16 protein-coding genes are annotated in these 20,077 nt (G+C 67.6%); 13 read left to right on the forward strand and 3 right to left on the reverse strand.

Annotation, left to right across the window (positions count from 1 at the left end; all coding sequences use genetic code 11):
* Nucleotides 1-189: 189 nt before the first annotated feature.
* Nucleotides 190-363 carry a hypothetical protein gene (locus ACQR2C_RS31790; RefSeq protein ID WP_315800656.1) on the reverse strand — a complete coding sequence of 58 codons (174 nt, stop codon included), beginning with the start codon at nucleotides 361-363 and terminating at the stop codon, nucleotides 190-192.
* A 215-nt stretch (nucleotides 364-578) separates the two neighbouring features.
* Between ACQR2C_RS31790 and ACQR2C_RS31795 the strand changes: the two genes are divergently transcribed.
* On the forward strand, nucleotides 579-827 hold the full coding sequence (locus ACQR2C_RS31795; protein WP_315800655.1) for a hypothetical protein: 249 nt from the start codon (nucleotides 579-581) through the stop codon (nucleotides 825-827).
* A 61-nt stretch (nucleotides 828-888) separates the two neighbouring features.
* On the opposite strand, the gene ACQR2C_RS31800 is transcribed toward ACQR2C_RS31795, so the two are convergent.
* Nucleotides 889-2,193 (reverse strand): PQQ-dependent sugar dehydrogenase, encoded by a 1,305-nt coding sequence (locus tag ACQR2C_RS31800; protein WP_434882907.1) that lies wholly within the window; start codon nucleotides 2,191-2,193, stop codon nucleotides 889-891.
* Between the two features lie 1,117 nt (nucleotides 2,194-3,310).
* On the opposite strand from ACQR2C_RS31800, the gene ACQR2C_RS31805 reads away from it, so the two are divergent.
* From ACQR2C_RS31805 to ACQR2C_RS31840, 8 genes are all read left to right on the forward strand, one after another.
* On the forward strand, nucleotides 3,311-4,636 hold the full coding sequence (locus ACQR2C_RS31805; RefSeq protein WP_434882908.1) for a DUF3422 domain-containing protein: 1,326 nt from the start codon (nucleotides 3,311-3,313) through the stop codon (nucleotides 4,634-4,636).
* Nucleotides 4,637-4,708: 72 nt separating this feature from the next.
* Nucleotides 4,709-5,401 carry a DUF2848 domain-containing protein gene (locus ACQR2C_RS31810; RefSeq protein WP_434882909.1) on the forward strand — a complete coding sequence of 231 codons (693 nt, stop codon included), beginning with the start codon at nucleotides 4,709-4,711 and terminating at the stop codon, nucleotides 5,399-5,401.
* 370 nt (nucleotides 5,402-5,771) lie between these two features.
* Entirely contained in the window at nucleotides 5,772-6,926 is a 1,155-nt protein-coding gene (locus ACQR2C_RS31815; protein WP_434882910.1) for a glycosyltransferase, read from the forward strand.
* 26 nt (nucleotides 6,927-6,952) lie between these two features.
* Nucleotides 6,953-9,223 carry an exopolysaccharide transport family protein gene (locus ACQR2C_RS31820; RefSeq protein ID WP_434882911.1) on the forward strand — a complete coding sequence of 757 codons (2,271 nt, stop codon included), beginning with the start codon at nucleotides 6,953-6,955 and terminating at the stop codon, nucleotides 9,221-9,223.
* On the forward strand, nucleotides 9,220-10,377 hold the full coding sequence (locus ACQR2C_RS31825; protein ID WP_315800649.1) for a glycosyltransferase: 1,158 nt from the start codon (nucleotides 9,220-9,222) through the stop codon (nucleotides 10,375-10,377). The genes ACQR2C_RS31820 and ACQR2C_RS31825 overlap by 4 nt, the downstream gene beginning before the upstream one ends.
* 181 nt (nucleotides 10,378-10,558) lie before the next feature.
* Nucleotides 10,559-12,079, forward strand: a complete 1,521-nt coding sequence (locus tag ACQR2C_RS31830) for a lipid II flippase MurJ (RefSeq protein WP_434882912.1) — start codon at nucleotides 10,559-10,561, stop codon at nucleotides 12,077-12,079.
* A complete protein-coding gene (locus ACQR2C_RS31835) occupies nucleotides 12,076-13,098 on the forward strand; it encodes a polysaccharide deacetylase family protein (RefSeq protein WP_434838880.1) in 1,023 nt (340 codons plus the stop codon). The genes ACQR2C_RS31830 and ACQR2C_RS31835 overlap by 4 nt, the downstream gene beginning before the upstream one ends.
* Nucleotides 13,091-14,269, forward strand: coding sequence for a glycosyltransferase (locus ACQR2C_RS31840; protein ID WP_434882913.1), 1,179 nt, complete (start codon nucleotides 13,091-13,093; stop codon nucleotides 14,267-14,269). The genes ACQR2C_RS31835 and ACQR2C_RS31840 overlap by 8 nt, the downstream gene beginning before the upstream one ends.
* On the opposite strand, the gene ACQR2C_RS31845 is transcribed toward ACQR2C_RS31840, so the two are convergent.
* The gene (locus ACQR2C_RS31845) at nucleotides 14,270-15,454 is read right to left on the reverse strand and encodes a glycosyltransferase family 4 protein (RefSeq protein WP_434882914.1); all 1,185 of its coding nucleotides are present in this window, start codon (nucleotides 15,452-15,454) and stop codon (nucleotides 14,270-14,272) included.
* 147 nt (nucleotides 15,455-15,601) lie between these two features.
* On the opposite strand from ACQR2C_RS31845, the gene ACQR2C_RS31850 reads away from it, so the two are divergent.
* From ACQR2C_RS31850 to ipdC, 4 genes are all read left to right on the forward strand, one after another.
* Nucleotides 15,602-16,822, forward strand: coding sequence for a hypothetical protein (locus tag ACQR2C_RS31850; protein WP_434882917.1), 1,221 nt, complete (start codon nucleotides 15,602-15,604; stop codon nucleotides 16,820-16,822).
* 191 nt (nucleotides 16,823-17,013) lie between these two features.
* Nucleotides 17,014-17,925: an acyl-CoA acyltransferase gene (locus ACQR2C_RS31855; protein WP_315800644.1), complete on the forward strand. Its 912-nt coding sequence runs from the start codon at nucleotides 17,014-17,016 to the stop codon at nucleotides 17,923-17,925.
* A 140-nt stretch (nucleotides 17,926-18,065) separates the two neighbouring features.
* Nucleotides 18,066-18,257 carry a hypothetical protein gene (locus ACQR2C_RS31860; protein ID WP_315800643.1) on the forward strand — a complete coding sequence of 64 codons (192 nt, stop codon included), beginning with the start codon at nucleotides 18,066-18,068 and terminating at the stop codon, nucleotides 18,255-18,257.
* Nucleotides 18,258-18,413: 156 nt separating this feature from the next.
* Nucleotides 18,414-20,051: an indolepyruvate/phenylpyruvate decarboxylase gene (gene ipdC / locus ACQR2C_RS31865; RefSeq protein ID WP_315800642.1), complete on the forward strand. Its 1,638-nt coding sequence runs from the start codon at nucleotides 18,414-18,416 to the stop codon at nucleotides 20,049-20,051.
* Nucleotides 20,052-20,077 lie beyond the last annotated feature (26 nt).

Here is a 20,077-nt window from a genome sequence, read left to right on the forward strand (position 1 = left end):
ACTTGCCAAAAACCCACAACAGTTGAGCCTCGCAATATGCGGAAGCTGAACCGGACAGCCGTGGGCTTGACCCGGCCGTCCATCACTCTTCGCAAGGCGATGGATGCCCGGGCCTTCGCCGCGCCGAAGCGGCTTCGGCCGCGCAGGCGGGGCAAGCCCGGGCATGACGAGTAGTGACGTTCAAGGACCTCACCGCGACTGCGGCTCCTCGCGCTGCTCGATGCGGTCCTTGTTGTTGACCTGCTCGTCTTCCGGCTTCGCCACATCGATGGTCTTGCCGGACTGATTGCCCGGATTGTAGTGATACTGCCCTTCCTGCTTCTCGCCGGGCTGCTTCCGGTTCGGATTGACGTTGTCGGCCATGGGACTCTCCTCGGGACTGTTCCTGTGCCGGCGACAACGGGCCGGTACGACCCGGGTTCCGCGGCGCCGTGCCGCAGGCGTTCACATCTCCCGCGACCGGGCCGCGCTGCCCTCGGTCACCGCTCTGTGCGCACCATCACGGTCGCCGCGGGCCGGCTTCGACATGATCCCCCATCGGCTGCGCGAGGCAGCCTCGAGAACCAAGGGACAAGGTCATGACTTTCCGCATTCGTCTGTCTGCCGCCGCCGCCATCGTCGCGGCCGCCGCTCTGCTGGCCTCCGCATCGGCATCGCCGGCCTCGGCCGGCTGGGAATGGCTCGGCAACAAGAACTACATCAATTGCCTGCAACTGTTCTACACCGGCAACTTCCTGATGCCGGCGAACGCATCGCCGGCCGAGCGCGCCGCGCGCCACGAGCAGGGCCGTCGCTACTGCAATCGCCAGTTCTACGGCCACGACTGAGCATGGCGGCACATGCGCGAAGGCCGCGGCCGAACTCGGCCGCGGCCTTCGCGCGCGAGGTTCACGCCCCCGTCACGCGCCAGATGCAGTTGCCGACGTCGTCGGCGACCAGCAGCGATCCGTCCGGACCGATGGCGACGCCGACCGGGCGGCCATAGGAGAAGCTCTCGTCCGGCGCCAGGAAGCCGGAAAGGATGTCGCGCGCCGGGCCCGACGGCCTGCCGTTCTCGAACGGGATGAACACCACCTTGTAGCCGGACAGCTTGCTGCGGTTCCACGAGCCGTGCTGGCCGATCACCATGCCATCCGGAAAACCCGGGAGCGTGCCTGCGGGCAGCCAGCACAGGCCGAGCGAAGCCGTGTGGCCGCCGAGCGCGTAGTCCGGCGTCAGCGCGGTCGCCACCAGCTTCGGATCCTGCGGCACGCGGTCGTCGACCGTCTTGCCCCAGTAGCAATAGGGCCAGCCATAGAAGCCGCCCTCGCGCACCGAGGTCAGGTAGTCCGGCGGCGTCTCGTCGCCGAGCCCGTCGCGCTCGTTGACGACGGTCCACAGCACCTTGGTCGACGGCTCGAACGCCAGCCCCACCGCGTTGCGCAGGCCGGCCGCGAAGATGCGGCTCGCACCGCTCGCGATGTCCAGCTCATAGACGCAGGCGCGGCCCTCCTCGACCTCGAACCCCAGCTCGGCGATGTTGGTGAGCGAGCCGACGCCGGCATAGAGCTTGGTGCCGTCGGGGCTGACCAGCAGGCTGCGGGTCCAGTGCCCGCCCGGCTTGAAATTCGTCAGCCGCTGGCCCTGCGCGGTGATGCGCTCGGCGCCCGCACTGTACGGGAAGGCGACGATGCCGTCGGTGTTGCCGACATAGAAGGTGTCGCCGACCAGGGCCATGCCGAACGGCTGGCTGAGATTCTCCATGAAGGCGTTGCGGCGTTCGGCCGTGCCGTCGCCGTCGGCATCGACCAGCCGCGTGATGCGGTTGGCGCTGACGCCGAGCGCGGCGGCGCGGCGCATCGTCGCCTGCATCGCGTAGCCGAACATGTTGCGCACCGGGCTCGGCACCTGCGTCGCTTCCGCGATCAGCACGGACTTGTCCGGCATCACGTAGATCCATCTCGGGTGATCCAGCCCGGTCGCGAACGCATTGACCTTCAGCCCCGGCGCCGCCACCGGCTTCTCGCCATCGCGCCAGCCGCGCGCCGTCGGCATCTTCAAGGTCGGCAGCATCCCCTGCGGCTTCGCTTGCGGAATCTGCGGCTGCGCGCCCCAGGCCGGCGCCGGCGTCTCCCCCTGCAATTTGCGCCATTGCAGCGCCGCATTGCCAACCAGCGCGACACCGCGCGCGACGATCGAGGAGAGGGTTGTCATGGGAGTCCTGTGAGGCTTGGACAAACAGTGGGTGAGGGCCATCGCGAGACGGCGAGAAGGTCAAGCGGTTATGATCTACGATGCCTGTCGTGACAACTGCGTAGGCCGCGGATGGGGGCTGCGGAAACCCGGCGGACTTCAGCCATCAAGCGAGATGCCGGGCTCCCCTCCCCCTTGCGGGGAGGGGTTGGGGGTGGGGGGCCCCACGAGCGATGTGAGACGTTCAGAAGATATCCGCCTCTCCGAGATCCGCTCGCGAGCGGCCACACTGGCGAGCTTGGCCGCAACAGCTTCGCGCACCGCATCGATCACTGCTTGGCGGAGACGTCCGCCTGCGGCGGGCTCCTCAGGGTGAGAGGGTGTGGAGGTCGTGCGGGGTGGCAGGAACGGGATTGGTGCAAAAGCTCTCACCATGCCGGAAAAGATTCGTATTGCTATTTTCCCGAAATCGTGCTCTACTCCCCGCCATCCCGTCCTCATGCAGAGGGGCGTACGCGTCGTCACGATACGTAGAGGCGGGGAGTGGTGGCCGCGGGCCTGTCAGGTGCTGATGCGCTGGACGATGGCAAGCTCGCGGACGGTCAAGCCGTGTGGTCCTGGCGCCCCGACGCTGGCGCTAAGCCTCGATGACATGACGTGTCACGAGGTGACGGGGGCAAACAAGCCCGGTCCCCGGGGAGAGCTCGGAGCAGCCGTTAAACCCATCGCGCAGGGAGGGCCGGGTCTGTCCGGCTGAACCTGTGGTTCCTGCCCCGTGCAATTTTTCCGCACGGGGGCCACGGGCCTCAGTCGAGGTCCGGCCTTCCCTGCGCCCTCGGCATTTGAAGAGGGTCTTGGTGATGATGATCCCGGGTGCGATCGCGCCGCGGGAGGTGTTGGTGTGTCTGCGGGCATCATGCTCGACTTGCCGTGGCGCCGAGAGAGCCGCCGACGCGCCCGACATGGCCGCGGCCGTGGCGCCGTCATCGAATTGCGCTACACTGGTGTCACACGCGGCTGCCGCGTTGGCGGCGGGGACGATGAACGTCAGGGGGATGGACGGCATGACGGGGGTGATCAATTCAGGCGCAGCGCGATCGTCTGCGTCAGGTGTCGCTCTCAACAGCGGGCCGTCCCGATGACGTCGCTCGACAAGTCCGCCTTCACGCCGCATGCCCTGCGCGAGAGCGTGCTCAACGAGGTGCATGCGCGGCCGTTCACGCCGCTGACGCAGCCGGTGCTGGTGATCCGCTTCGCCTTCATGGCGAAGGGCGACAGTCCAGCGGTCGACCGCGCCAGCCTCACCGCGTTCTGCGCGCAGCACGGTGCGCTGCCGCCGGAGCCGGGCGTCAAGCATCACCAGGTCGATCTCGGCCCGGTCAGGCTGCGCTTCGAGCAGCATTCGGAATTCGCCACCCTCACCTGGATCTGGAGCCCGCCCGCGGACTCCGGCCCGCGCCGCTTCGGGGCCATCGCGCCCGAGCTGCAGGCGCTGATCGCGGCGCTGCCGCAGGCCGGCGAGCTCTTGGTGGCGGTCAAGCTCGAGGTCGAGAACGCGGCCGATCCGGTGGCGCGCGCCGAGGAGATCTTCGACAAGAGCAGCCTCGCCATCGTGACGATCAAGGGCAGCGCCGGCGCGGTCGCCTCCGATTTCCGTCTCGACGATGACGGCTTCACCCGCATCCTGGTCTGCGCCGACGGCCCGACGCCGGAGCGGCTTGGCGCGCTGGTGCAGCGCGTGCTGGAGCTCGAGACCTACCGCACCCTGGCGCTGCTCGGCCTGCCGGCGGCGCTGGCGCTGGCGCCGGACGTCGACCGCATCGAGCGGCGGCTGGTCGAGGTGCTCGCGGAGATGCAGGGCGCGCAATCGTTCAAGCTCAACAACCACCTGCTGCGCGAGCTGACCGAGCTCGAAGCGCTGCTGGAGCGCGGCGCCACCGGCAGCCTGTTCCGGTTCGGCGCCAGCCGCGCCTATTACGACCTGGTGCAGGCCCGTCTGGCGGTGATCGAGGGCGAGCCGGTCGCGCCGTATTCGAGCTGGTCGTCGTTCCTGGCGCGGCGCACCGCGCCAGCGATGCGCACCTGCAACGCGCTGGAGGGCCGGCAGTCCAACCTGTCGCTCAAGCTGGCGCGCGCCGCCGATCTGCTGCGCACCCGCGTCAATGTCGAGCTGGAGCAGCAGAACCGCGATCTCCTGCGCTCGATGAACGAGCGCACCAAGCTGCAGTTGCGCCTGCAGAGCACGGTCGAGGGCCTGTCGGTGGCCGCGATCGGCTACTACGTCGTCAGCCTGTTCGGCTATCTCGCCAAGGGCGCGCACGACAGCGGCCTGCCGGTCGAGCCGACGCTGGCCACCGCCGCCTTCGTGCCGGCCGCGATCGCGCTGATCTGGTTCACGACCCATCAGATCCGCAAGCGGCACCTCAAGGAGGATCACGAGGCGGAGAAGGCCGAGCAGGAGTGAACGGCGGGGCGGCTTGCCAGCGCGCGGCCGGACGGCTAAGCGGCGGGCTGGTCAGCAAGAGGCGATGAGACGATGAGCGGTGCGACGATCGATGTCCTGGTTCACGCGGATGGTGCGGCGACGCGGCAGCGGATCACGCTGAGCCGCCTCGTCATCGCCGGCTGGACCGGGCGCGATCCGGTCGCCCGCGACAAGCACATCGCCGAACTGGAAGAGCTCGGCATTGCCAGGCCCGCGACGACGCCGATCTATTACGAGGCCGCGGCCAGCCGGCTGACGACGTCGGACAGCATCGAGGTCAGCGGCGGCGACTCCTCCGGCGAGGTCGAGTTCGTGCTGGTGCAGGCGGGCGGACGGCTGCTGGTCGGGGTCGGCTCCGATCATACCGACCGCAAGGTCGAGACCTACAACATCACCGTGTCCAAGCAGATGTGCGACAAGCCGGTCGCGCCCGAGCTGTGGCTGGTCGACGATGTCGCCGCGCATTGGGACCGGCTGATGCTGCGCGCGTTCGCGACCATCGACGGCGAGCGCGTGCTGTATCAGGAGGGCGCGCTGAGCGGCATGCTGGCGCCGTCCGACCTGATCGCGCGCCGTTATGGTGAGGCCGGCCTGCCCGAGGGCACCGCGATGTTCGGCGGCACCTTTGCCGCCAAGGGCGGCATCCGCCCGGCCGACCGCTTCGATTTCGAGCTGGTCGATCCCGTGCTGAACCGCGCCATCCGCCACGGCTACGCGGTCGAGCAGCTCGCCATCGCCGGCTGATCGCGATCACGTTCGTGTGCGGCGGCAGAGGTTAAAGAACGGGCCGCGGCGCGTCGTCGCGGTTTGGCTCCACCGATCACGGCGCGCGCAGGCGTTGCAATCGGCAAGGGCCTGTTAAGCAAGACCGCCTAGGGTGCCCGAGTGTGCCGAAGCGGACCAAAGTCTTGTTGCGCGTTCTGGTCCGGCACACGCCTGTCACGATCTGAGACGCGATGCGTCTTGCCGATCCTTAACTGATCCTTACTTGTTAGCAGCGGATTCGACGGGTCGGAGGAGAAGGGCGATTAACTAGAAGTTTAGGATTGGGTTTGTGCGCGTGAACGTCTCCCTTAAGGGTTTTATTAAATACCCCGGGAATTGGGAGAGTGCGATGCGCGTCGCGATCGTCCACGATTGGCTTTACGTTCTCGGCGGCGCCGAGAAGGTCCTTCAGGAGATCCTGCGCTGCTATCCCGGCGCCGACGTCTTCACGCTGTTCGACCTGTTGCGTCCCGAGGACCGCGCCAAGCTGGGATTCGAGACGTCGCACACCAGCTTCCTGCAGAAGATGCCGCTATTGCGGAAGTATCACCGCTCCTATCTGCCGCTGATGCCGCTCGCGATCGAGCAGCTCGACCTGTCGAGCTACGACCTGGTGATCTCCTCGAGCTGCGCGGTGGCCAAGGGCGTTCTGACCGGGCCGGAGCAGCTGCACATCGCCTATGTGCATTCGCCGATGCGCTATGCCTGGGATCTGCAGCACCAGTATCTGCAGGAGAGCGGCTACGCCACCGGCGTCAAGGGCCTGATCGCCCGCGCGTTGCTGCACAAGATGCGGATCTGGGATGCCCGCACCGCGCACGGCCCCGACGCCATCTTCACCAATTCGCAGTTCGTCGCCCGCCGCATCAAGAAGATCTACGGCCGCGACGCCAAGGTGATCTACCCGCCGGTGACGATCGCGCAGCGCGCGGCGATCCTCCCGGTCGGCAACCACTTCCTCGCCGCGAGCCGGCTGGTGCCCTACAAGCGCATCGAGCCGATCGTGCGCGCCTTCAACACCATGCCGGACCTCGAGCTGGTCGTGGCCGGCGACGGTCCGGAAGCCGCGCGGCTCAAGGCGATCGCGGGGCCGAACGTGAAGTTCGCCGGCTTCGTGCCCGACAAGCAGTTGCGCGACCTCATGACCACCGCCCGCGCCTTCGTGTTCGCGGCGGAGGAGGATTTCGGCATCATTCCGGTCGAGGCGCAGTCCGAAGGCGCACCGGTGCTGGCGCTCGGCCGCGGCGGTGCGCGCGAGTCGATCCTCACCACGGGGCCGCGCCAGACGGGCATGTTCTTCGAGTCGCCCGAGCCCGAGGCGATCGCGTCTTGCGTGCGTGCGTTCGCGGCCAAGGAGAAGTCGATCTCGCGTCTCGATTGCCGCCAGCGCGCCGGCTTCTTCTCGGCCGAGCGTTTCCGCAGCCAGTTCGTCGCGGCGGTCAACGAGGAGATCGACAGTTTCCGTGCGGGACATCAGGGCCGCGCGACGCGGCTGATTGCGTAGTGTTGGATGTGGCGCGGGTGCAGATCATGAGGCAGGCGGCTCTTGGCGAGGCCTTGTCCGGCATTGACGCCGTCGCCCGGATCTGGCGCCGCCGCGGCGTGTTCGCCATCGTGGCCGGCGCCATCCTCGCGCTCGCCGTGGCCGCACTCGTGCTGCTGCCGGTGCGCTATCTCGCTACCGCTTCGGTGATCATCGCCGAGCAGGAGCCGGGTGCCAACACCTCGGCGGCGTGGGCGCAGAAGATCGGCGATCCCGCCGACATGGAAAGCCAGCTCCTGGTGATCCGCTCGCCGCGCCTGCTGCGTCAGATCATGTCGTCGCCCGGCGTGGTCGATGCGGTGATCGGCGAATGCGAGCGCGGCCGTCTCATGGGTTCGGCCGATGCGTGCCAGCGCCTGAAGACCGATCCGGGCGCGTTCATCGATCATGTCGACAGCCGCTTCAGCATCGCCTCGGCCGGCCGCTCGCGCGTCATCAACATCTCCTATCAGTCGAGCAGTCCCGAGGTTGCGAAGACGCTCGCCAACGCGTTGACGCAGACCTTTCTCGAGGACCAGCGCACCGAAGGCGCCAACAGCCGCGAGGTCGCGAGCTCCTGGCTCTGGAAGGAATTGAAGCAGCTCGACCAGCAACTGCGTGAGGCCGACGACAAGATCCAGAAGTTCCGCCGCACCAAGGGTCTGATGCGTGGCGCCAATGCGCCGATCTCCTCGGAGCGGCTGACCAGCATCGGCCAGCAGCTGTCGCAGGCGGAGGCCGCGCGCGCCGACGCTGCCGCGCGGCTGCAGGAGATCAAGTCGGAGCAGGAGCGCGGGCCGACCGACGCCCCGTCGGTGCTGCAGAGCCGCACCATCGCCGACCTCAAGCAGCAACTGACGACCGTGAGCGCGCAGCTCGCCAGCGCGACCGGCGTGCTCGGGCCGAAGCATCCCTCGATCCTGGCGCTGACGCGCGAGCAGGCGATCATCCAGCAGCGGCTGGTCGCAGAGATGCAGAGCATCGCGGCGAGCGCGCAGAAGACGTACGATGCCAACACCGCGCTGGTGGCCTCGCTGAAGAAGCAGATGGACGCGGCGAAGGCGGAGGCCGGCTCGGCCACGCTGGACGAGGCCTCCATCGAGAGCATGGTGCGCGACACCGAGATCAAGCGCCAGCAATATGCCGAGCTCTACAAGAAAGCGAGCGAGCTCGAGACCGAACGGCGCGTCCTGCGCGGCAGCACGCGTCTCGTCAGCCTCGCTGAGCTGCCGAGCAAGCCGTTCTTCCCGAAGAAGATCCCCTTCCTCGCCGCCGGCATGACGCTCGCGTTGATCTTCGGTGTCGGCGCTGCGCTGCTCGCCGATAAGCTCGGCGCGCGCCTGATCAGCCCGCCCGTGCCCGTCGCTCCGGAAGCGCCGGCCGGGCAGGTCGAGACGCCCGCTGTCGACGAGGCTCCCGCCATCGTCCCTGAATTGGCCGAGCGTGTGACCGCACCGGAGGCGGCGAAGCCACCGGCAGCGCCCGAACGAGGGTCTCATCTCCCGAGCGTCGCCGACGTTTCGATCCTGGCCTGCCTGCCGCGCTTGAAGAGTCTGCGTGAGATGTCGGCGCTCGGCGCCATCCTGCAGGGCCATCAACCGCTGGCGATCCCGCGCGTCTTGCGCCTCGCCTCCGAGGACGCTGATTTTCAGCACACGCTGCATGAGCTCGTCCACGAACTCGGTTTGAAGCGGTCCGCCCGATCGCAGCGCATCGTCGTGACCTCTCCTGATGCAGCAGATGGCAAGACGACCACGACCTGTGCGCTGGCAGAGCACCTCGCGGCCGCAGGCCGGCGCGTGCTGGTCGTCGAGTGCGACGTCTCGCATCCCGCCTTTGCCGAGATCATGGCGCTGCCGGCAAACCCCGGATGGGTCGGCGCGCTGGAGCGCGGGACGCCGCTCCGGGACATGGTTCTGCCCACCGCGCATCCCTCGCTCGACGTGCTGCCGGTTGGTGAGGCGACCGGTCCGGTCGGCGACATTCTCGACGCGATCAGCCTCGACGGTCTCCTCGCTGGTCTCGATGGCTATGATGCCGTGATCGTCGACACACCATTGCCGTCGCAACGGAACGACTTCCTTGCCGGTACGGACTGGGCGATCGTCTGCGTTCGCAGCGACCGGTCGTTGATCGAGCCGGCGGTCGCGACGGTGAACAGGAGCAGGGCGCTCGGAGCCCGCGATGTCGGCATCGTCGTCACCATGACCGACGTCGAGCACCGCAGCGCGCCTGTGGTCCAGACCGCGCCCGTGGCAGCCTACGCCGGAGCCGGGTGATGTCGACCGAGCGTGTCCTGTTCGTCGATCATACCGGGCAGATCGGCGGCGCCGAGCTGATCCTGCTCGATGTCGTCCAGGGCCGCAGGGATTCCGCGGTGTTCCTGTTCGAGCCGGGCCCGCTCGGCAAGGCGCTGGCTGAGCGTCGCATGCCGGTCATCACGTCGCGCTGGGGCCGCGGCCTGGGGCAGTTCAGACGCGACAGTTCGTGGCTCAAGGCGCTGCCGCTGTTCGGCAGACTCGCGGCGATCACCGCGGAGCTCGCGCATGTCGCACGCAAGCATGACGTCCTCTATGCCAATTCGCAGAAGGCCTTTGTCCTGTCGGCCATCGCCAACATCGCGGCACGGCGGCCATTGATCTGGCATCTGCACGACATCATCAGCCCGGCTCATTTCGGCGTGCTGCAGCGTCGCATGCAGATCTTTCTCGCCAACCGCTTTGCGGCGAAGGTCGTCGTCCCCTCCGAAGCCGCCGCAGCCGCCTTCATCGCGGCCGGAGGTCGACGCTCTCTCGTCGAGGTCGTGCCCAATGGTCTCGCCGTCGAACCCGTGCCGGCGTCGCGCCAGGAGCTGAGGCAGCGGCTCGGCCTGCCGTCGGGACCGCTGGTCGGCGTGTTCAGCCGGCTCGCGCGGTGGAAGGGACAGCATGTTCTGATCGAGGCGCTGGCCGATTTGCCGGGCGTGCACGGTGTCATCGTTGGCGACGCATTGTTCGGCGAGCAGGACTACGCGGCTGAGCTGAGACGGCTCGTTGCCGATCTCGGCCTCGGCGACCGCGTTCATTTCCTGGGACATCGCAGCGACGTGCCGCTGCTGATGCAGGCGATGGACGCGATGGTGCATCCGTCGATCGATCCCGAGCCGTTCGGCCGCACCCTGGTCGAAGCGATGCTCGCCGGCGTGCCGGTGATTGCCACTGACGCCGGCGCTGCGCCGGACATCCTCGAACATGGCCGGGCCGGTCTGCTCGTGCCGCCAGGTGATGCGCGTGCGCTGTCCGAGGCTTTGGACGCGGTGCTGGCTGAACCCGAGATCCTCGCGCCACAGCTCGACTACGCGTCGCGCCGCGCGCGCACCCACTACAGTCTTGCACGCATGCTGGACTCGATCGGGCTTCTGATCCGCAATGTCGGCGCGGGAGCGGCGGTGTGAGCACGATCGTTGCATCTGCCCCGTCCTCCGAGCGGTGTACGGTCGATCTCGTCGCAGACTGCGATTCGCTCGGCCCGACCCTCGCCATTCTCGCGCCAGTGCTGCCGTGGCCGAAACTGCTCGAGGACGGACAAGTCCCTGCGCGGTGGATAGGGCCGCAGGCCGTATCGGAGGGGGTCGCATGAGCGCCTCCGGTCCTTCGCTCAAGCGCTTCAGTGCGCTGCTGATCAGCGGTGCGCTGGCCAGCAAGATGCTCGGCTTCGGTCGCGAGGTGCTGATGGCGCATGTGCTGGGCGCCTCGCTCGTCGCCGACGGCTTCCGCGCCGCCATGGCGGCCGTGCTCATCCCGCTCGCGTTCCTGCAGAACGAGAGCGTGCCGGCGATCATGATCCCGATGCATCGCGAGGCGCTGCAGCGGCCTGATGCCGCGCGCAGCCTCGGTGCGCTGACGATCGTCATTGCCGTCGTCTCGAGCCTGGTGACCGCGATCATCCTGCTGCTCGGTGAGCTCTGGGTGAACGCCGTCGTCGGCGGCTTCTCGGCGGAGGGGCGCGAGCTCACCTTGCACTTCGTGCGGATGATGGCGTTCGGCATGCCGGCCTCGGCGGTGCTCAACGTGCTTGCCGCCGGCGAGATCGCGCTCGGCCGCACGCGGTTGACCAATGTCCGTGCCAGCCTGCTCAACGTCGCGGTGATCGGCGGCATCGGCCTGCTGGTTCTGACCGGCGACGCCTACATGCTCGCCTGCGCCTTCACCGTTGCTTTCAATGGCCTCGCCGCCTGGGGCCTGTTCACGCTCTGGCGCGACGGCGCGCTGAGCGTCTCCGGCCTGACCGCCGGCATGGTGATCGAGAAGGGGTTCGAATTCTTCCGCCGGCTGCGCGTCCTGCTGGCGTTGCCGCTGGCGGAGCAGGGCAACGTCTGGATCGAGCGCTTCACGGCATCGCGGCTGACGACCGGCGCCGTTGCGTCACTGGACTACGCGCGCTCGCTGACCGAGAGCGCGCTGCTGCTGATCAGCCAGCCGCTCGGCATGGCGGTGCTGTCGCAGCACGCCCCGCGCGATCCGCGCGCGCAGACCGAGGCGCTGCTGCGGCCGCTGCTCGCGCTGACCTTGCCGGCCTCGGCGTTCCTGCTGGTCTTCTCGACCGACATCGTCCGCTTGATCTATTTCCGCGGCGCGTTCGGCGACGAGGCCCTGCTGCTGACCTCGCATGCGCTCAAGGGCATCGCCTGCGGCGTCTGGGCTGCGACCCTCGGCTGGATCCTGATCCGTCTGCTCAATGGCGCGGGGCGCAACGGCGTCGCTGCGGTCATCATCGTCTCGGCCTATCTCGCCAACATGGGCTTCAACCTGCTGATGCCGCTGTTCGATCCGTCGCCGGCGGCCGGCATGCAGCTGCTCGGCGTTGGCGAAGCGATCCGCAGCCTCGTGCTGCTGTCGGGCGTGGTGTTCGTGCTCGGCGATGCGCGAAAGCTCCTGCTCGTGATCGGCCTGGCCCTGCTGCCGACCGCATTGATGGTCGTGCTCGGCCTGATGATTCAGACTTCCGTGCCAGGCCTGCTGCCGCGCCTGTTCGCCGGCGGATTGGCGTATCTGCTCTGCCTGGCCCTCGCGATCGGCATCCTGCTGCCGGCCGTGGTGGGCACGGCGCTCCGTCATGTTCGTCGTACGTTCAAGATGAAGGGAGAGCTGAGTTGACCCTGCTGGCCCTCGCTGCCGCCAAGGCGATGATGGCATCCGGTGCCTTCGTCCTTCCTGTCGCCAAGGCCGTCGATCGTGTGCTCGGCCCGCGCGGCTGCTGTTTGACGTTCCATCGCACCGCGCCGGCAGAGCAGTGGGAGCGTCTGCCCAATCGCGACTTCTACGTCGATGTCGACTTTCTCGATCGCTTCCTCAGCTATGTCCTCGACCAGGGTTGGGATGTCGTGACGATCAGTGAGGCGCTGCGCCGGACGGCAAGCGCCGAGCCGTCCGGCCGCTACGTCAACTTCTCGATCGACGACTGCTACCGCGATACGTGCGAGCTGCTGGTGCCGGTGTTCCGCAGGCACAAGGTGCCGGTGACGCTGTTCGTGACGACCGGGATTCCCGACGGCACCTTGCCGCTGTGGGCCGCTGGCCTGGAGGATGCGCTGCGGCACAGGGGCCATGTCACGGTCGACGATGAGAGGATCGCGCTGTCGAGCGACGAGCAGCGCCGCGCGGTGTTCGCGCAGGTCGCCTCGCGCTGGGATGGCCAGCAGGCCGCGGATCGTTACGCCGCGTTCTGTGCCGCCAACGCCATCGACATCGAGGTGATGCATTGGAAACATGCGATCTCCTGGGACATGCTCGAGGCGCTGGCAGCCGACCCCCTGGTCGAGATCGGAGCTCACACCGTCTCGCATGCGCGCATCTCGACGCTGTCTTCCGAAGACGCCCTGCGCGAGCTGGCCGGCGCGCGGCTGCGATTGAACGAGCGGCTCGGCATCGACGTCCGGCACTTCGCGTTTCCCTACGGGCGCGCCGCCGATTGCGGACCGCGGGACTTTGCGCTGGCGCGGCAGGCCGGATTTGCCAGTGCTGCCACCACCCGCAAGGGCCTCGTCAAAGCCGGGCAGGATGCGTTCTCGATTCCGCGCAACACCATGAATGGCGCGCATCGGACGCTGGCGGCGATGGAGCTGCATCTCACGGGCTTCAGCGGGACTGCAGCGAAGGTGATGGGCCGTGTCTAGCAGGGGACGCTTGCGGATCGTCTCGATTGCGCATCCGGCCACCAGCAGCGAGGCCGGCCGGCTGCGCTACCGCCATCTCGCGTCCCGGCCCGACGTCGAGCTGCATCTCGTGGTGCCCGAAGTGTGGAAGGAATTCGGCCGCACCATCACCGCGGCTCACTCCAACGAAGGGTTTCCCATCCATCGCCTCCCGATCCGGCTCCCCGATGCGGGTCCGATGAAATGGTACCTGCACTTCTATCCGGCGCTGCGCCGCCTTTTGCGCGAGCTCGATCCCGACGTGATTCACCTTTGGGAGGAGCCCTGGAGCATCGTCGCGCTGCAGGCGCAGATGCTGCGTAGCCGTGCGGCGCTCGTGCTCGAGGTCGACCAGAACATCCTGAAACGGCTGCCGCCACCATTCGAGGCGATCCGCAAGTTCGTCCTCGGCCGCACCGCCCACATCCTGTCACGCAGTCCCGATGCGGCTGAGGTCGTGAGGGCGTGTGGCTATACGGGTCCGGTGACGCCGATCGGCTATGGCGTCGATCTCGCGACCTTCATGCCGGCGGATGATCGATCGAATGCGACGGCCGGCTCGCCGCTGCGGCTCGGCTATGTCGGCCGGCTGGTGGTCGAGAAGGGACTCGACGATGCGCTCGAAGCGCTCGCGCGCAGCAAGTCGGCGGCGACGCTGAGCATCATGGGCGAAGGTCCGCACGAGCCGCATCTCCGCCGGCGCGTCGCCGAACTTGGCTTGGTCGGGCGCGTCACCATCCAGGGCTGGGCTGCACCCGCTGCGGTTGCGGCTTTTCTGCGCGGCCTGGACGCATTGCTGCTGCTGACGCGCACCACGGACGCGGTGCGCGAGCAGTTCGGCCGGGTGATCATCGAGGCCCAGGCCTGTGCCATCCCGGTGATCGGATCGACCTGCGGAGCGATTCCGGATGTCGTCGGCGACGGCGGCTGGATCGTGCCGGAGCGGGACCCCGGCAGCCTGTGTCGGCTCATCGATGAGCTCAGCGGCCGGCGGGCGGAGCTCGCCGTTCGCAGTGAAGCGGCCCGCGCGAACGTGCTCCGGCGCTTCACCTATGAAGCGGTCGCGGCGGCGATTGAAACGGCATGCCGTGCGGCGCATCAGTCGAGAGCCGCATCCGGTCTCGCCCGCCCACAGCGGCTGCAGACGAATTAGCTAGGCCTTCACCGGCAGCGCCATCGCTGCGTGGCCAGGCTGTCGCTTGGCGGCATCGATCTGCTTGAGCAGTTCGATGTATTGCAGTCCGATCTGGTCCCAGCCATAGGTCTGCGCGGTCGCCCGGGCGCCGTCCTGCAGCCGGCGCATCAGCGCGGGATCGGCGAAGACGGAAGCGAGCTTGGCCGCGATATCGACGGCATCGGCCGTGATGCGGAAGCCGTTGACGCCGTCGTGCAGATAATCCTCGATGCCGCCCACCGGCGTTGCGAACACTGGCACTCCGCAGGCCATGGCCTCCATGCAGACCAGCGAGAAGGTCTCATAGCTCGTGGGAAGCACGAAGGCGTCGGCCGCCGAGTACAGCGCGGGCATGTCCGAGCGTGAGCCGGCGAAGATCAGTCGTTCCTGGGCGTTGCGCGTCAGCCTGCGGTAGGGCGCGGGATTGTCCGAGCCGACGACCAGCAGCCAGACGTCGTCGCCGAGCCGATCGAGCGCGCCGATCGCATGCGCCAGTCCCTTGCGGTTGAATTCGTGGCCGGCGAATAGCAGCAGGCGCGCATTGTCCGGGATGCCGAACTCACGCCGGATCGCCTGGCCGCTGGCGGTGTCGCGCTTGAAGCGCGCGAGATCAATGCCGTTGGAGATGACGTGGATGCGGGCGGCCGGCACGCGGAAGAAGCGCTGCAGCTCCGCGGTGACGCGGGAGGACACCGCCACGAACGCCCGATACCGCAGGCCTCCGATCATGAACCGATCGCGTAGCGCGACCCACAGATGCATCGGGTTGAGCATCCAGCGCCAGCTGCCGGCGGCGCGCTTCTCGGCCAGGCTCTGCGCATTGACCGCATGCACGATCAGCACGTCGCCCTTGAGACTGTCGCCGTGGCTGACGACGACGGCGTCGGGGTGCCGCGCCAGCGCCCGTGTCGCGGCCAGGGTGAACAGCGGCACGACAATGGCGCGGCCGATGTGCCGGAACAGTCCGCGCGTCGGAATCCGCGCCAGCCACGGCGCGACGCGCTCGACTCTGATCGTGTGTTCGAGATTGTCCGCGACGGTGCTTGCGAGCACGACGTTCGATAAACCATTCCGGCCGAAAACGCGCGCCAGCTCGATAGCGACGGTTTCCACGCCGCCGGCATTGCTTATCTCTTGAACGACCTGGACGATCTCAAACGTCATAACGGACATCTAAGGGATCAGACATTGCGACTTCGTTCCAATCTGCTGGTCATTAGCACAGCCCTTTTAACGTTTTTCACGTCGCCATGGCCGAGCGCTGTCCGCGCAGGCGAAACGAACGCCTCGGCACTGCGGATCGACGAGCGCATCGGCGGCGGCAATCTGGTCACGCATCTGGCCGGCAGGAGCAAGCAGATCTATCAGGCGCTGCACGGCGTTGGTGCCAGGATGGGGCGAATGGACTCCTATGGCTGGCGGACGCTGGCGCGGCTGCCGACACCGCACGATTTCGATGCCGCCATGCTGGAAGCGCACAAGAACGGTATCATGCCGCTGATCCTGCTGGAGTATGAAGGCAGCTATCAGAGCCTCGATCCACCGCAGCCGATCGGGTCCTATCAGGACTGGTTCGCGGCTGGGCAGGCGATGGCAAGACGTTTCCGTCCCGGTGGCGCTTGGGGCCGCGAAAACGGTATTCCCGATTGGGGTGCTACGGTCTTCACCGCAATCAACGAGCCCGATGTGCAGGCCACGATTCCGCGCCAGGACTATCACGACGCGCTGGCCGGACTTGCCGACGGTGTTCACAGCGTCGACCCCAAGCTGCGGGTGGTTCCCGGAGGCTTCGCCACCTGCAACTCGCATGGCGATGCGACGTTGCGCGGCTACGGTCCGGCGATCGCCGATCTGCTTGAGGACGGCCGTCTCGACGGCATCGACCTGCATACCTACTACAATGACAAATGGTATCCGATGACCCACGGCCGCGAGTTCTCGGTGCAGACCTGCTTCGACCGCATCAAGCGGGCGATGGGGCTGAGCCGCGACATCAACTTCTACGCAACCGAGTTCAACGTCGCGCGCGCCGGCGCGTGGGACAGCGAGCCGGACGCGGCGAGATTGTTTCTCAATGCGATCTGGGACCAGCTCGCGGTGGTCGGCAAGGACGGCCGCTCGCCGGTATCCGTGCTGGCGTTTCCGTGGAATCTTGGCGACACGCCCGATGTCGACGGCCTGGCCTATGCGATGGCGACGGGCAAGGATCCCTGGACCCCGGAGGCCCGCAGCCTCGTGGTGAAGACGGTGTTGCAGCTCGCCGGTCACATGAGGATCGTGTCCATCGACCGGCGGCTGGCGCTGTACACGCTGCGCGGAGCCGACGCCGATCTGATCGTGTGGCAGAACATTGCCGGCTGGACCGACCAGCCGGGGCGCGCGGTCGAGCTCGACCTGCCGACATGGACGCGCAGCCTTGAGGTCTGGGGCTGGGATGGCTTGCGGCGCCGGATCGAGGCGAAGCCCGGCCGCTTCTTCGTCGACGGTCTCAATGCCGATGAAACCTACATGTTTCGCATCCCGCGGCCGTGAGCGGCAGCGCCGTTCGCGACGATCATGTCGACGCTGATCGAAGCGTGACGGGTATGGCTCGCGCATTCCATTAACTGAAAAGTAAGGCCAGCAAGACGTGGTTCACTGCCGCCAAAGCCTTTTACGATAATTGCCGCCATGACGATCCCGCCACGCGACGGTGTGCTGGACCTCTCTCGGGTGATGCTGGAATGCAGCCAATCAAAAAAGCGGAGATTGCAAACGACAGGCCGGCGCCCGCGCGGGCCGTGACCGGCGTTCGCATCCGGGAGATCGGCGCGGCGGATCTGCCGGCGGTCGCCGCACTGCTGACGCGCGGCTTCGCCTTTCGCAGTGAGGCCTATTGGTTGCGCGGACTCGAACGCCACGCGGCGCGCCCGCGGCCGGCCGGCTATCCGGCGTTCGGCTATTGTCTCGACCATGGCGGGGTCCCCGTCGGCGTCATCCTGCTGCTGTTCTCCGCGCTCCGCATCGGCGGTGAGCCGATCGTCAGGGCCAATGTCTCGAGCTGGTATGTCGAGCCGGCGTTCCGTGCCTTCAGCTCGATGCTGGTGCGCGCGGCGACGCGCGACAAGACGGTGACCTATTTCAACATCACGCCGGCCCCGCACACCTGGCCGCAGGTCGAGGCTCAGGGCTTTTCGGTCTACTGCAAGGGACAGGTCTATGCCGCGCTGGCGCTGTCACGACCGCGCCCGGATGTCCGTGTCGATGAATTCTCCGCGGACAATCTGCACGGGCTGTCTCCCGACGAGGCCGAGCTGTTGCGGCAGCATGCGGAGTGGGGATGTCTCAGTCTCGTCGCGCGTGCGGCCGATGCGGCGTATCCGTTCGTGTTTCAGAAGCACCGGGTGATGAATGCGCTGCCGGTGTATCGCCTGCTGTATTGCCGGGATGTCGCCGACCTCGTGCGGCTGGCAGGCAACATCGGCTGGCTGCTGCTGCGGCGCGGCGGCCTGCTGGTGCGGCTCGATGCCAATGCACCCATCGCAGGGCTGGCCGGCTGGTACTCGGACAAGCGCGGACGCAAATACGCCAAAGGGCCGCATCCGCCGCGTCTCGGCGATCTCGCCTTTACCGAGGCCGCGCTGTTCGACGGCTGAGAGGTGGCAATCGATTGGTTTGCGCGGTCCCGCTGCGGAGGCCGGGATCTGGCTCGCGTGGACCATGGGACCGATGTGACGGCACGCACAGTCTGGGTTTCCGGCATGCGCCATCCTCCTGGCAACGGAGGAGGTCATCCATGTCTTACGTTTTCGAACTCGCGCTGGCGGCGATGCTGCTGTTCTTCCTGTTCCTGCCGATCACCGATCGCAGGACGGTCATGATGAAGCTCTGCATGATCATGACAGTCGCCATCCTGTTCACGGTTACGCTTGCCATGCCGCATGGCGGCGCACCCTCCGCCCAGGCCCTGCTGCTGACGGCGAACTGATGCGGCGCGGGTGAGCTTGGGCCTTGGCGCTCCCTCATGAAGTTTGGACGGGGCGATCCGGACGGCATGGCTCGCCGACCGAGCGGCCGGTGGTTGGCAGTCCGGCCCTCATCGTGTAGCACCGGCTGAACGTCACGCTACGCTCAGGGGATCCGGATGCCTGCTCTTGCCCATGCGCTGCTTGCCGCCCTGAAGGACCACGGCGCCCGCGAGATCTTCGGCATTCCCGGCGACTTCGTGCTGCCGCTGTTCAAGGTCATCGAGGAGAGCAACATCCTGCCGAGCGTCACGCTGAGCCATGAGCCGGCGGTCGGCTTCGCGGCGGATGCGGCGGCGCGCTATCATGGCGGCCTCGGCGTCGCCGTCGTCACCTATGGCGCCGGCGCCTTCAACGTCGTGAACGCGGTCGCCGGCGCCTATGCCGAACGCTCGCCGGTCGTGGTGATCGCGGGCGCGCCCGGTGCGCGTGAGCGCGTCTCCGGCTTCCTGCTGCATCATCAGGCCCGCACCGTCGACACGCAGCTCGCGGTGTTCAAGGAGATCACCTGCGATCAGGCGGTGCTGAGCGATCCGGCCACGGCGCCGGCGCAGATCGCGCGCGTGCTGCGCAGCGCCAAGGAGATGTCGCTGCCGGTGTATCTCGAATTTCCGCGCGACATGGTCGATGCCGAGGTCGAGCCGGTGGCGCCGCTGCCGCCACGGCGGGCCAGCCGCGAGGCGCTCGACGAGTGCGTCGAGGAGATCCTCGCCCGCATCGCGCAGGCAGAGCGTCCCGTGATCGTCGTCGACGTCGAGATCCGCCGCTACGGCGTCGAGGACAGGATCGCCGCGCTGGCGCGCAAGCTCCGCCTGCCGCTCGTGACGACCTTCATGGGTCGCGGCCTGCTCGACAGGGCCGACGATGTCGTCGCCGGCACCTATCTCGGCGCCGCGGGCAATCCGGCGATCACGGAGCTGGTCGAGAATGCCGATCTTGTGCTTATGCTCGGCGTCATCCTCTCGGACACCAATTTCGCGCTGTCGAACCGGGCGCCGGACCCGCGCCGCATGATCCTGGCCGCCAGCCGCGAGGTCCAGATCGGCCATCACACCTATCGCGACATGCCGCTCGGCGATCTGATCGATGCGCTGGACGAGCGCGCGGCACCGCAGGCTGCGGCTCCCGGTCTGCCGCGGCAGCGCTCGGCGTATCCGCGTGGCCTGGCTGCCGATGGCGCGCCGATCGCGCCTTCGGACATCGCGACCGCGATCAACGACATGTTCGATCGCCATGGCCGGATGCCGATGACCTCCGATATCGGCGACTGCCTGTTCACGGCGATGGAGATCGACAATACCGCGCTGGCCGCGCCGGGCTACTACGCGGGGATGGGCTTCGGCGTGCCGGCCGGCATCGGCGTGGCCGCGACCGGGCTTCGTCCGCTGATCCTGGTCGGCGACGGCGCGTTCCAGATGACCGGCTGGGAGCTCGGCAATTGCCGCCGCTACGGCCTCGATCCGATCGTCGTGCTGTTCAACAATTGCAGCTGGGAGATGCTGCGCGTGTTCCAGCCGGAGTCGCGGTTCAACGATCTCGACGACTGGCACTATGCCGACATCGCCAATTCCATCGGCGGCACGGGCGAGCGCGTCGCCACCCGCGGCGAACTGGTCGCCGCGCTGGAGCGCGCGGTGCATCGTCGGGGACGGTTCTCGCTGATCGAAGTGATGCTGCCGCGCGGCAAGACCTCGGACACGCTGGCGCGCTTCGTGGCGGGCTTCAAGTCGGCGCGGGAGCGTATGGCGCAGGGCTGAGGATCGGTCCAGGGGCCGCTTCGAAC

The organism is Bradyrhizobium sp. HKCCYLRH3061, assembly GCF_051168015.1.
Classification (GTDB): Bacteria; Pseudomonadota; Alphaproteobacteria; order Rhizobiales; family Xanthobacteraceae; genus Bradyrhizobium.